General features: G+C 74.0%; 11 protein-coding genes. 5 read left to right on the top strand and 6 right to left on the bottom strand.

The genetic code is table 11. From position 1 onward, the window contains the following. Positions 1-3 precede the first annotated feature (3 nt). From hutH to AC07D6_RS07735, 5 genes are all read right to left on the bottom strand, one after another. The gene (hutH, locus tag AC07D6_RS07755; protein ID WP_479042975.1) at positions 4-1,545 is read right to left on the bottom strand and encodes a histidine ammonia-lyase; all 1,542 of its coding nucleotides are present in this window, start codon (positions 1,543-1,545) and stop codon (positions 4-6) included. 334 nt (positions 1,546-1,879) lie between these two features. Further along, positions 1,880-3,061, bottom strand: coding sequence for a GGDEF domain-containing protein (locus AC07D6_RS07750; protein WP_315875838.1), 1,182 nt, complete (start codon positions 3,059-3,061; stop codon positions 1,880-1,882). Between the two features lie 98 nt (positions 3,062-3,159). Then, positions 3,160-3,963 carry an enoyl-CoA hydratase/isomerase family protein gene (locus tag AC07D6_RS07745; RefSeq protein WP_315875837.1) on the bottom strand — a complete coding sequence of 268 codons (804 nt, stop codon included), beginning with the start codon at positions 3,961-3,963 and terminating at the stop codon, positions 3,160-3,162. Positions 3,964-3,999: 36 nt separating this feature from the next. Next, entirely contained in the window at positions 4,000-5,139 is a 1,140-nt protein-coding gene (locus AC07D6_RS07740) for an adenylate/guanylate cyclase domain-containing protein (protein WP_315875836.1), read from the bottom strand. Positions 5,140-5,301: 162 nt separating this feature from the next. Continuing rightward, positions 5,302-6,165: a biotin--[acetyl-CoA-carboxylase] ligase gene (locus tag AC07D6_RS07735; RefSeq protein ID WP_315875835.1), complete on the bottom strand. Its 864-nt coding sequence runs from the start codon at positions 6,163-6,165 to the stop codon at positions 5,302-5,304. Between the two features lie 119 nt (positions 6,166-6,284). Between AC07D6_RS07735 and AC07D6_RS07730 the strand changes: the two genes are divergently transcribed. The 4 genes from AC07D6_RS07730 to AC07D6_RS07715 all read left to right on the top strand — a co-directional run bounded on the left by AC07D6_RS07730 (position 6,285) and on the right by AC07D6_RS07715 (position 8,982). Beyond that, positions 6,285-7,874, top strand: coding sequence for an acyl-CoA carboxylase subunit beta (locus AC07D6_RS07730; protein WP_315875834.1), 1,590 nt, complete (start codon positions 6,285-6,287; stop codon positions 7,872-7,874). A 9-nt stretch (positions 7,875-7,883) separates the two neighbouring features. Then, a complete protein-coding gene (locus AC07D6_RS07725; protein WP_315875833.1) occupies positions 7,884-8,096 on the top strand; it encodes an acyl-CoA carboxylase epsilon subunit in 213 nt (70 codons plus the stop codon). An 84-nt stretch (positions 8,097-8,180) separates the two neighbouring features. Continuing rightward, positions 8,181-8,309, top strand: a complete 129-nt coding sequence (gene mmpB, locus AC07D6_RS07720) for a morphogenic membrane protein MmpB (RefSeq protein ID WP_315875832.1) — start codon at positions 8,181-8,183, stop codon at positions 8,307-8,309. 70 nt (positions 8,310-8,379) lie between these two features. Continuing rightward, positions 8,380-8,982 carry a nucleoside triphosphate pyrophosphatase gene (locus tag AC07D6_RS07715; protein WP_315875831.1) on the top strand — a complete coding sequence of 201 codons (603 nt, stop codon included), beginning with the start codon at positions 8,380-8,382 and terminating at the stop codon, positions 8,980-8,982. A gap of 31 nt (positions 8,983-9,013) precedes the next feature. Here the strand turns inward: AC07D6_RS07715 and AC07D6_RS07710 are convergent, their stop codons facing one another. Further along, entirely contained in the window at positions 9,014-9,553 is a 540-nt protein-coding gene (locus tag AC07D6_RS07710; RefSeq protein ID WP_479042848.1) for a hypothetical protein, read from the bottom strand. Between the two features lie 353 nt (positions 9,554-9,906). Here AC07D6_RS07710 and AC07D6_RS07705 point away from each other — a divergent pair, with 353 nt between their 5' ends. Beyond that, positions 9,907-11,670, top strand: coding sequence for an acetyl/propionyl/methylcrotonyl-CoA carboxylase subunit alpha (locus AC07D6_RS07705; protein ID WP_315875829.1), 1,764 nt, complete (start codon positions 9,907-9,909; stop codon positions 11,668-11,670). Positions 11,671-12,129: the final 459 nt, after the last annotated feature.

Genomic DNA, 12,129 nt, shown 5'->3' with positions numbered 1-12,129 from the left:
CCGCTACGCCAGCGGGCCCGTCACGGCCTCGGCCGCGGCGACGACCCCGCCCTCCCGTACGAACGCGTCCGCCGCCTCCAGGTCGGGCGCCAGGAACCGGTCCGGTCCGGGCCCCTGCACGCCCGCCGCGCGCAGGGCGTCGATGACGGCGCGGGACGCGGGCGCCGGGGTGAGCCCGTGGCGCAGCTCGATCGCGCGTGCCGCCGCGTACAGCTCGACGGCGAGGATCCGGTTGAGGTTGCCGACCGCGGTGCGCAGCTTGCGCGCCGCCGACCAGCCCATGGAGACGTGGTCCTCCTGCATCGCGGACGACGGGATGGAGTCGGCGGAGGCCGGGACGGCGAGCCGCTTCATCTCGCTGACCAGCGCGGCCTGCGTGTACTGGGCGATCATCAGCCCGGAGTCGACGCCCGCGTCGTCGGCGAGGAAGGGCGGCAGGCCGTGGCTGCGGTTCTTGTCGAGGAGCCGGTCCGTGCGGCGCTCGGCGATGGAGCCGAGGTCGGCGGCGGCGACGGCGAGGAAGTCGAGGACGTACGCGACGGGGGCGCCGTGGAAGTTGCCGTTCGACTCGACGCGGCCGTCCGGCAGGACGACCGGGTTGTCGACGGCGGCGGCCAGCTCGCGCTCGGCGACGAGCCGGGCGTGCGCCATCGTGTCGCGGCCGGCGCCGGCGACCTGCGGGGCACAGCGCACCGAGTAGGCGTCCTGGACGCGAGGGGCCTCGTCCACTTGGAAGTGGCCGACCAGGCCGGAGCCCTCCAGGACGGCGAGCATGTTGGCGGCGGCCGCGGCCTGGCCGGGGTGCGGGCGGATGGCGTGCAGCTCGGGGCGCAGCACCTTGTCCGTGCCGAGCAGCGCCTCCAGGGTGAGGGCGGCGGTGACGTCGGCCGTCTTGTACAGCTTCTCCAGGTCGGCGAGGGCCATGACCAGCATGCCGAGCATGCCGTCGGTGCCGTTGAGGAGGGCCAGCCCCTCCTTCTCGCGCAGTTCGACGGGGGCGATGCCGTGCTCGGCGAGCAGTTCCCCGGCGGGGCGGACGGTGCCGTCGGGGCCTTCGGCGTCGCCCTCGCCCATGAGCGCGAGGGCGCAGTGGGAGAGCGGCGCGAGGTCGCCGGAGCAGCCGAGGGAGCCGTACTCGTGGACGACGGGGGTGATGCCCGCGTTGAGGACGTCGGCCATGGCCTGCGCCACCTGCGGGCGGACGCCGGTGTGGCCGGAGGCGACGGTCTTCAGGCGCAGGAACATCAGGGCGCGCACGACTTCCCGCTCGACGCGCGGGCCCATGCCGGCGGCGTGCGAGCGGACGATGTTGCGCTGGAGCCGGCCGCGCAGCTCCTGGCCGATGTGCCGCGTGGCGAGCGCCCCGAACCCGGTCGACACGCCGTACACCGGCTCGGGCTTGGCGGCGAGGGCGTCCACGGTCTCCCGGGCGCGGGCGAGGGCGTCGAGGGCTTCCGGGGAGAGCTCGACGCGGGCATTGCCGCGGGCGACGGCGATGACGTCGGCGGCGGTGGTACCGGACGTCCCCACCACGACAGTGTGCATATCCATATTCAGAAGCCTACGGACTGAATCGCAACGTGTCACTACCCCGTCCTGCGACCACCCCTTACCGCTGCGTGACCACCCTGGTTCCGCTCGTCCAGCCCTGCCCCCGGTCCGCCCGTCCGGCCCCGCCTCCGCTCCGGCCGCCCTCGCGCCCTCCCCGGCCGTCTCGGCCGCCCGCGCCCCTCGGTCACCCGTCCGTCTCCGTCTCGACCGTGCGACCACCCCAGCCACCCCGGCCGCCCCGCCGCCTTCGCGTCCTCCTCGGCCCGTACGCCCCCGCCCCGGCCGCCCCCGCGTCCGCCCCCGCCCGACCGGCCGCCCTCCCCGGTCCTCACTCCTCCGGGTGCGCGTCGCGGAACCTCCGGCGGTCGCGCGACGCGGCCGGCGGCGCGTCCGCGAGCCGTATGACGGCCCCGTCCCGCCCGGCGACCACGGGCTTCGGGGAGCGGGCCGCCTTCGCCCGGTACTGGGCGGCGTCCGCCAGCCGGAACAGCCGGCGGGCCGAGCGCACCGGCCCGATCGGGTCGCCCGTCGACGCCACCCCACAGGCGACGCCCTCCCCGAACTCCAGGTCCCCGGCCCGTACGCACAGCTCGTCGGCGACCGCGACCACCTCATCGGCCTCCGGCCCGACCGACACGAGGCAGAACTCGTCCCCGCCGAGCCGCGCCGCCAGCGCACCCGGCAGCCGCGCCCCCGCGTACGACAGCACCGATCCGAACCGCTCCAGGAGCCGGTCGCCGACCGCGTGGCCGTGGGTGTCGTTGACGCGCTTGAGCCCGTTCAGGTCGCACACGACGAGGCTCACCACGGAGCCGTCCGCCAGGAACCGGTCGACGGCCTCGTCCAGCTTCGTGTCGACGGCCCTGCGGTTGGCGAGGCCGGTCAGGGGATCCGTGAAGGCGAGCTTGCGCACCTCCTCCAGCCGTTCGGTCTGCGCGATCCCGGCGGCGACGACCGAGGCGAGGACGGTCGCGAAGTCCGCGTCGCCCCGGTCGAAGACGGGCGCCCCGACCGGGCGGGCGACGTAGAGCTCGCCCCACGCCCGCCCGTGCAGCACGATCGGCGCGACCACGCAGCACCCCCGCCCACGCCGCCGCAGCGCGGCCACCCTCCCCCAGGACCTCGACCCCGCCCGTCCCGGGGAGACCTCCAGGTGGCAGTGGTCGTGATCGGGTGTCGCCGGGCCGCCGTCGGCGGTCTCCACCCAGGCGTCGGGTTCACCGCCGCCCGCCCACCGCTCGTGCAGGAACTCGGTGATCTCCGAGAACTGGTGCACGGGGTACGCCTCGGAGTCCGGGAACTCCTCCTCGTCCGGCGCCCGCCGTCCCGCGTTCACCAGGACCTTCAGCCGGCCGAGGTCCCGCTGCCAGACCGAGAGCGCCGCGAACGTACCGCCGAGCGCCTCGCAGGCCCCGAGCGCGGCGGCCCGCCAGCACTCGCGCGGAGTGCGCGCCGCCGCCATCCCCTGCGCGAGCGCCACCACGGCCCGCAATCGGACATCCTCACCCATTCCCTTAGCTTAGGAAGGAATCCGCACTTTCAACCCGGCGACCTGATCCCGGTTACGCCAGGTGACCCGCGGGCGGCGCGCCCCGCCGCGCCGGCCGGCTACTCCCCCGGCCAGCGCGGCGCGCGCTTCTCGTTGAACGCCGCCACGCCCTCCCTGCGGTCCCCGGAGAAGGCGACGGACCGCCACGCGGCGTCCTCGACCTCCAGCCCGGCCCGCAGGTCCAGCCCGTGCCCCAGGCGCAGGGCCCGCTTGGCGGCGCGCAGCCCCACGGGCGAGTTCGCCGCGATCCGCGCGCCCAGCTCCAGGGCGGCGCCGCGCGCGTCGTCCTCGACCAGCTCGTCGACCAGCCCCAGCCCGGCGGCCTCCGCAGCCGGCACCCGGCGGGCGGTGAACACCAGCTCCGCGGCGCGCGCCGCGCCGACCCGGCGCGGCAGCAGTTGCGTGCCGCCGCCGCCGGGGATGACGCCCACGGACACCTCGGGCAGCCCGACGACCGCGGTCGCGTCGGCGACGATCAGGTCGCAGGCGAGCGCCAGCTCGAAGCCGCCGCCCAGCGCGAAGCCGCGCACGGCCGCGACGGACGGCATCGGCAGCTCCAGCACGCCCGTGTACGCGGCGCGGGTGACCGGCCGCTGGCGCATCAGGTCGGCGTCCGTGAAGGAGTTCCGCTCCTTCAGGTCGGCGCCCACGCAGAAGGCCCGGTCGTGGGAGGAGGTCAGGACGGTGACCCGGGCCGAGGGGTCGGCGGCGAGCGCGGCGCAGGCGGCGCCGATGGACCGGGCCATCTCGGTGGAGACCGCGTTCATGGCCTTGGGCCGGTCGAGGACCAGCTCCGCCACGTACCCGTGCCGGCGCACGGCGACGAACTCCCCGTACCGCTCCTCCGACTGCTGCTCGGACATGGCGCCCACCCTCCCGGTTAACGACCGTTATCGCGTCTACCCGGGGATCTTAGGCTCCCGCCGCGACAGCATCCAGGGCTCGATGACGCCGAGGCCGCGGACCGGCCGCTGCCACATGGGCTGGAGGGCGAAGCGGTACGAGGGCGGGGTCCCGCCCTCCTTCTCCGCGCGGGCGGCCTCCTCCGCCGCCTGCGCCTCGGACTCGGGCGCCTCGCCCGTACGGGACAGCTCCTCGGCGAAGGCGCCGTCGACGAGGACGGTGTTCTTGGGCGCTATGGAGGTGAGCCGGCTCGCCAGGTTCACGGTCGTCCCGAACACGTCACCCATGCGGGTGGTGACCGTGCCGAAGGCGATCCCGACGCGCAGGGCGGGCATCGTCGCGTCCTGCTTCAGCGTCTCGATGAGGCGCAGCGAGATCTCCGCGGCCGTGCCCGCGTCGTCGGCGGCGAAGAGCACCTCGTCGCCCAAGGTCTTGATCAGCCGCCCGCCGTGCGCCGCGACCAGGTCGGCGCAGGTCGTCTCGAACGTCTCGACCAGCTCGCCGAGCTCCTCCTCCTCCAGCCGGCGGGTGAGCCGGGTGAAGCCGACGAGGTCCGCGAAGCCGACGGCGAGCCGCCGGTCCACCATCTCGTCGTCGTCGCCCGCCTGCACGACCCGGCCGGTCGCCGCGGCCAGCTGCCGCCGCCACACGTACACCAGGAACTCCTGGAGCTCCGGCAGCAGCAGCTCCACCAGCGGGTACGTGACCTCGGTGCGGGTCATGCCGGGCTCGGGCGGCTCGGTCAGCCCCTCCAGGAACGAGTCGATCTGCCACTCCGCGAGCCGCGCCGTCGTCTGCCCCGTCGACCGGGCCACCTGCACGGCCATCGGCTCGCTCAGCAGCCCCGCCTCGACGAGGCCGGCCAGCCGGCGCAGCGCCAGCACGTCGGCCTCCGTCAGCGCCCTGGCCTGGCCGATGTCCGCGAAGCCCATGGCCCGCCAGAAGCGGGACGCGAGGTCCATCGAGACGCCGGCCGTGCGGGCCGCCTGGAAGGGGGTGTAGCGCCGCTCGGCGCCGAGGATCAACTGCTCCAGGCGGATGGCGAGGGGGTTGTCGGTCGGCTCCGCCGTGTGATCGACGACATGGTGGGGGGTGGGGTACTCCACTCCGCCCGCGTTCTCGTCGTCGACGGTCACCGGCCGCCTCCTGCCCGATCCGTGCGCACTGCCCTGCCTGCCGTTCTGTCGCTGACCCGCCGCGTCGACCCCCTCGTCGACCACCTCGGCGAACCCGGCCGACGGATCGCCTCAACGATACGGCAGGTGTGCCCTGGCTCACGTCCCCGAGACCGAGCGCGTTCAGTCCACCGGGCGCAGATGGACGACGTCACCCGCTCCCACGGCCTCCCGCCGGCCGTCCGCCGCGGCCACGACGAGCCTCCCGTCCCCGTCGATCGCGGCCGCCTCCCCGGTGAGCGCCCGGCCGCCGGGCAGCTCCGCCCGCACGGTCCGGCCGAGCGTCGCGCAGCCGGCGGCGTACGCGGCCTGGAGCCCGGACGCGGACGGGTCGCCGTCCGCGGCGGTCCACCGGCCGTACCACTCCTCCAGCGACCGCAGGACGGCCCGCAGCAGCGGGTCGCGGTCGGTGCACACGGCGTCCGCGAGGGCGAGCGACCCGGCCGCGGGCACGGGCAGCTCGTCGGCGCGGAGGGTGACGTTGACGCCGACGCCGACGACGACGCCGTGGTCACCGGCGCGCTCGGCGAGGATGCCCCCGGCCTTGCGCTCCTCGCCCCCGACCGTGACGAGCAGGTCGTTGGGCCACTTCAGCGCCGTGTCGACGCCGGCGGCCCGCGCCAGGGCGGTGGCCACGGCGACCCCGGCCAGCAGCGGCAGCCAGGCGAGGCGCCGGACCGGCACGTCCGGCTTGAGGAGGACGGAGAAGAACAGCCCGGAGCGGGCCGGCGCCGACCAGGCCCGGTCCAGGCGGCCCCGCCCGGCGGTCTGTTCCTCGGCGACGAGGACGGCGCCCTCGGGGAGATCGGCGGCGCGGGAGGCCAGGTCGGTGTTGGTGGAGCCGGTGGTGGGCACGAGATCGAGGGACGTCCACAGCGCGCCCGGCCGGAGGAGGGCCCGGCGCAGCGCGGGGGCGCCCAGCGGGGGCCGTTCGAGATCGCTCCAGGGGCTCGCCGGACCGGTTCCTTGACCAAGAGGGGGCGTCATGCAACCCAGCCTAGGTGTGGCAAAGACCGCACTGCCGAACGGCATCCCCGCCGATACTCTACGGGCCAGTAGCCAACGCACCCGTGACCACACGTGACCAGGCAGGGAGCCGCATCCCGATGTCCGAGCGTCAAGAGATCGACATTCACACGACCGCGGGGAAGCTCGCGGATCTGCAGCGCCGAATCGAGGAGGCGACGCACGCGGGTTCCGAGCGTGCCGTCGAGAAGCAGCACGCGAAGGGCAAGCTGACGGCCCGCGAGCGGATCGCCCTCCTGCTGGACGAGGACTCGTTCGTGGAGCTGGACGAGTTCGCGCGGCACCGGTCCGCCAACTTCGGCCTGGAGAAGAACCGCCCGTACGGCGACGGCGTCGTCACCGGCTACGGGACGGTCGACGGCCGCCCGGTGGCGGTCTTCTCGCAGGACTTCACGGTCTTCGGCGGCGCGCTGGGCGAGACGTTCGGCCAGAAGATCATCAAGGTGATGGACTTCGCGCTGAAGACCGGCTGCCCGGTCATCGGCATCAACGACTCCGGCGGCGCCCGCATCCAGGAGGGCGTCAGCGCCCTCGGCATGTACGGCGAGATCTTCCGCCGCAACACCCACGCGTCCGGGGTCATCCCGCAGATCAGCCTGGTCGTGGGCCCCTGCGCGGGCGGCGCCGTCTACTCCCCGGCGATCACCGACTTCACGGTGATGGTCGACCGGACGTCGCACATGTTCATCACCGGCCCGGACGTCATCAAGACGGTGACCGGCGAGGACGTCGGCTTCGAGGAGCTGGGCGGCGCGCGGACGCACAACGCGACCTCCGGCGTGGCGCACCACATGGCGGCGGACGAGAAGGACGCCATCGACTACGTGAAGTCGCTGCTGTCCTACCTGCCGTCCAACAACCTGTCGGAGCCCCCGGCCTTCCCGGAGGAGGCGGACCTCGGCGTCACCGACGACGACCGCGAGCTGGACACGGTCGTCCCCGACTCCGCGAACCAGCCGTACGACATCCACACGGTCATCGAACACGTCCTGGACGACGGGGAGTTCCTGGAGACCCAGGGCATGTTCGCGCCGAACATCGTCACCGGCTTCGGCCGCGTCGAGGGCTTCCCGGTGGGCGTCGTCGCCAACCAGCCGATGCAGTTCGCGGGCTGTCTGGACATCAACGCGAGCGAGAAGGCGGCGCGTTTCGTCCGCACGTGCGACGCGTTCAACATCCCGGTGTTGACCTTCGTCGACGTGCCGGGCTTCCTGCCGGGCGTGGACCAGGAGTACGGCGGCATCATCCGGCGCGGCGCGAAGCTGATCTACGCGTACGCGGAGGCGACGGTCCCGCTGATCACCGTCATCACGCGCAAGGCGTTCGGCGGCGCGTACGACGTGATGGGCTCCAAGCACCTCGGCGCCGACCTGAACCTGGCGTGGCCGACCGCGCAGATCGCCGTGATGGGCGCCCAGGGCGCGGTGAACATCCTGCACCGCCGCACGATCGCGGCGGCCCCGGACGACGAGCGGGAGGCGCTGCGCGCCCGGCTGATCCAGGAGTACGAGGACACGCTGCTCAACCCGTACACGGCGGCGGAGCGCGGCTACATCGACGCGGTGATCATGCCGTCCGAGACCCGCGCGCAGATCGTCCGCGGCCTGCGTCAGCTCCGCACCAAGCGGGAAAACCTGCCCCCGAAGAAGCACGGCAACATCCCCCTGTGAGGAGCCTCGATGATCAAGGTCGTACGGGGTAACCCGACCCCCGAGGAGCTCGCCGCCGCCCTGGCGGTGGTCAGGGCGCGCGCCGCGGCGACGGCCGCCGCCGAAGCCGCGGGCGCGCCGTCCCGGACCCCGGGCGCCTGGTCGGCGCCCGTGCGCGTCGCGCGCGGCCTGCCGCCGGTCCCGGGGCCCCGGTCCTGGTCGCGGAGTTACTGGCCGGCGTAGCGGCGGCGGCCCGGCCCGTTCGCGGGGGCCCGCCTGAGTACGCGTACTCAGGCGGGACGCGCCCGGGGTCCGCAGGATCGAGGGATGCTGTGGTCCGACCCCGAGAACGAGCCGCCCGAGGAGATGCGGGCCACGCAGGCCATGCTGCGGCGGGCCGGCGTCCTGCTGGCCCTGGCGATGTTCGTGGCGATGCTCGCCGCGGGCCTGCGCTGACCGCCCCGCCCGCCCCGGGCCGGCCGCCGGAGCCCCTCCTCCGGGGCGCGGCGCTGCATACGATGGCGGCATGAGTGCTCAGCGTCGTGTCGTTCTCGCCTCCGCGTCCCCCGCCCGCCTCGGCCTGCTGCGTCAGGCCGGGTTCTCGCCCGAGGTCGTCGTCAGCGGCTTCGACGAGAGCAAGGTGACCGCCCCGACCCCCGCCGAGCTGGCCCTGGCCCTCGCCGAGGCGAAGGCGTCCCTGGTGGCGGCCCGCCCGGAGGTGTCCGGCGCGCTGGTGATCGGCTGCGACTCGGTGCTGGAGCTGGACGGCCGGGCGCTCGGCAAGCCCGCCGACGCCGAGGAGGCCGTCGCCCGCTGGAAGTCGATGCGCGGTCGCGTCGGCGTCCTCCAGACCGGCCACTGCGTCCACGACACGGCGGCGAAGCGGTACGCCTCCGCGACCGCGTCCACGCTGGTCCGCTTCGGCGACCCGACGGACGAGGAGGTCGCCGCGTACGTCGCCAGCGGCGAACCGCTCCACGTGGCGGGCGCCTTCACGCTCGACGGGCGCTCGGCGCCGTTCATCGACGGCATCGACGGCGACCCGGGCAACGTCATCGGCCTGTCGCTGCCGCTGCTGCGCCGCCTCCTGCGCCGGCTGGACGTGGCCGTCACCGACCTGTGGGCGTAGGGCGGGGCCTGGGGGCGCGGGGCGGGGCGCGTCACGCGGAGTGCGGCGCCTGACCGGCCGGGCCGCCGGGCCGGTCGTCGGTCGCCGTACCGGCCGGGCGGTCGTCGGGCCAGTCGTCGGGCCGGTCGGCGATCGCCGTACCGGCGGGGCGGTCGTCGGTCGCCGTACCGGCCGGGTCCCGCGGCCCTTCGTACGCGACGAGGGAGAGCACCACCAGCCCCATGGCCGCCATCAGCCATGCGAAGGCCGCCCAGCCGACGAGGCCGACCGCCACGGCGCCCAGCACCGCGTGGGTGACCGCGCAGGTGACGAGCAGGACGCGGCCCCACCGACCGGGCGCCGCGCGGCGGACACCCGTGCGGAGCAGTACGGCCCCGCACAGCGCGAGGTACGCGCCGAGGACGCCGCCCGCCACCCACGTACCGGTGATCATCGCGTCCGGGTCGAGGCCCGCCAGGGACATCCGCTGGTTCGACAGGACCGCCGCGAGCACGCCGTGCAGCAGCACGGCGCCCACCGCCTCGGCGAGCAGTACGGCGCCCGCCGTCAGTGCCACCGGTCTGCCGGTCATCACGGGCACCCCCTGCCTGTTACCAGCGGTACGGATGTCAACGCGCAGGCTACTCACGGGTAAACCCCCGGGCAAGGGTCAGCGTGCCGCGGCAAAGAATCGTTCGCCCATTCGTAGGGACTCCACAAAGAAACGGGACACCCCGCTGGCCTCCAGAACAGAGACCTTGACCACACCCCGGGGCTACTGTGCTGTCAGGAAACCCCACGTACCAAGGCGGGGCAAGGGGGTTTCGAAGTCTGAGCGAGCCGCGTATCACGCTCCGTGTGGGCAACCTCACGACTGGGGAACAGTCGAAACGACGTGTCGGCAGTCCCTAAACTCAGCGTGTTTTGGGAATGGAGGGAGCCATCGTGCGCAAGGTGCTCATCGCCAACCGTGGCGAAATCGCTGTCCGTGTCGCCCGTGCCTGCCGGGACGCCGGGATCGCGAGCGTAGCCGTCTACGCCGATCCGGACCGGGACGCCCTGCACGTCCGTGCGGCGGACGAGGCGTTCGCCCTGGGCGGTGACACCCCGGCGGCCAGCTATCTGGACATCGCGAAGGTGCTTCAGGCGGCCAAGGACTCGGGGGCCGACGCCGTCCACCCGGGTTACGGCTTCCTGTCGGAGAACGCGGAGTTCGCCCAGGCCGTCATCGACGCCGGACTCATCTGGATCGGCCCGCCGCCGCAGGCGATCCGCGACCTCGGCGACAAGGTGGCGGCCCGTCACATCGCGCAGCGCGCCGGCGCGCCGCTGGTGGCCGGTACGTCCGACCCGGTCTCCGGCGCGGACGAGGTCGTCGCGTTCGCCCGGGAGCACGGGCTGCCCATCGCCATCAAGGCGGCCTTCGGCGGCGGCGGTCGCGGCCTGAAGGTGGCCCGCACCCTCGAAGAGGTCCCCGAGCTGTACGACTCGGCGGTCCGCGAGGCCGTCGCGGCGTTCGGCCGCGGCGAGTGCTTCGTGGAGCGGTACCTGGACCGGCCGCGGCACGTGGAGACCCAGTGCCTGGCCGACAAGCACGGCAACGTCGTCGTCGTCTCCACCCGCGACTGCTCGCTCCAGCGGCGCCACCAGAAGCTGGTGGAGGAGGCCCCGGCGCCGTTCCTCACCGAGGAGCAGAACGCCGAGCTGTACCGGGCGTCGAAGGCCATCCTGAAGGAGGCCGGCTACGTCGGCGCGGGCACGGTCGAGTTCCTGGTCGGCAACGACGGCACGATCTCCTTCCTGGAGGTCAACACCCGCCTCCAGGTCGAGCACCCCGTGACCGAGGAGGTCACCGGCCTCGACCTCGTACGGGAGATGTTCCGCATCGCGGACGGCGAGGAGCTGGGGTACGGCGACCCGGAGGTGCGCGGCCACTCCTTCGAGTTCCGCATCAACGGCGAGGACCCGGGCCGCAACTTCCTGCCCGCGCCGGGCACGGTCACCACGTTCGCCCCGCCGTCCGGTCCGGGTGTCCGGCTGGACGCGGGCGTGGAGTCCGGCAGCGTCATCGGCCCCGCCTGGGACTCCCTGCTGGCCAAGCTGATCGTGTCGGGCGCGACCCGGCAGCAGGCACTGGAGCGGGCACGGCGCGCGCTGGCCGAGTTCCAGGTGGAGGGCATGGCCACGGCCATCCCGTTCCACCGCGCGGTCGTCGCGGACCCGGCGTTCGCCCCGGCGGAAGGCCCGTTCAAGATCCACACGCGTTGGATCGAGACGGAGTTCGTCAACGAGATCAAGCCGTTCGCCGCCCCCGCCGACACCGAGGCGGACGACGAGGAGACGGGCCGCGAGACGGTCGTCGTCGAGGTCGGCGGCAAGCGCCTGGAGGTGTCCCTGCCGTCGACGCTCGGCATGAGCCTGGCCCGTACCGGCCTGGCGGCGGGTGCCCGCCCGAAGCGGCGCGCGAAGCGGAAGGCCGCGTCGGCCGCGTCCGGCGACACGCTGACCTCCCCGATGCAGGGCACCATCGTGAAGGTGGCCGTCGAAGAGGGCCAGGAGGTCAAGGAGGGCGACCTGATCGTCGTCCTGGAAGCCATGAAGATGGAACAGCCGCTGAACGCCCACCGCGCGGGCACGGTGAAGGGCCTGAACGCGGAGGTCGGCGCGTCCGTCACCTCGGGCGCGGCGATCTGCGAGATCAAGGACTGAGTTTTTGAGGCTCGTTGCGCCTCCGGGGCGCTTTGAGCGGGTGTCGGGAGGGCGAACATGCTCAGCGCTTCGCGACCCTCCTTTTTTGAGGCTCGTTCCGCCTCCGGGGCGCTGTGAGCGGGTGTCGGGAGGGCGAACATGCTCAGCGCTTCGCGCCTGCGCGTGATCGCCCTCCCGACACCCGCGCGCCCCTTCGGCTCCACGAGCGGCCCACGGGGGCACCCTCCCCCTCTCGACCCACAGGGCCTTCCGGTCCCACGAGTCGCGCGCGGCCGCCCTCCCGACACCCGCGCGCCCCTCCGGCCCCACAAGCAACCCAGGAGGGCACCCACCCCCCTCCCGGCCCGCAGGGTCTTCCGGTTCCGCGGACCGCGCACGATCGCCCTCCCGACACCCGCGCGCCTCTCCACCCCCACGGGCGACTTACGGAGACACCCACCCGCCCCTTCGCCCCACGAG

The sequence above is a fragment of the Streptomyces sp. NPDC045287 genome, from assembly GCF_056432325.1.
This window is presented reverse-complemented; position numbering and strand designations above follow the sequence as displayed.

What these genes read in the sequence shown, in the direction of transcription:
- mmpB (WP_315875832.1), top strand. Translation starts at nt 8,181, where the DNA reads ATGCTGTGGTCCGACCCCGAGAACGAGCCGCCCGAGGAGATGCGGGCC.
- AC07D6_RS07710 (WP_479042848.1), bottom strand. Translation starts at nt 9,553, where the DNA reads ATGACCGGCAGACCGGTGGCACTGACGGCGGGCGCCGTACTGCTCGCC.
- AC07D6_RS07745 (WP_315875837.1), bottom strand. Translation starts at nt 3,963, where the DNA reads ATGTCCGAGCAGCAGTCGGAGGAGCGGTACGGGGAGTTCGTCGCCGTG.
- AC07D6_RS07735 (WP_315875835.1), bottom strand. Translation starts at nt 6,165, where the DNA reads ATGACGCCCCCTCTTGGTCAAGGAACCGGTCCGGCGAGCCCCTGGAGC.
- hutH (WP_479042975.1), bottom strand. Translation starts at nt 1,545, where the DNA reads ATGCACACTGTCGTGGTGGGGACGTCCGGTACCACCGCCGCCGACGTC.
- AC07D6_RS07725 (WP_315875833.1), top strand. Translation starts at nt 7,884, where the DNA reads ATGATCAAGGTCGTACGGGGTAACCCGACCCCCGAGGAGCTCGCCGCC.
- AC07D6_RS07715 (WP_315875831.1), top strand. Translation starts at nt 8,380, where the DNA reads ATGAGTGCTCAGCGTCGTGTCGTTCTCGCCTCCGCGTCCCCCGCCCGC.
- AC07D6_RS07730 (WP_315875834.1), top strand. Translation starts at nt 6,285, where the DNA reads ATGTCCGAGCGTCAAGAGATCGACATTCACACGACCGCGGGGAAGCTC.
- AC07D6_RS07750 (WP_315875838.1), bottom strand. Translation starts at nt 3,061, where the DNA reads ATGGGTGAGGATGTCCGATTGCGGGCCGTGGTGGCGCTCGCGCAGGGG.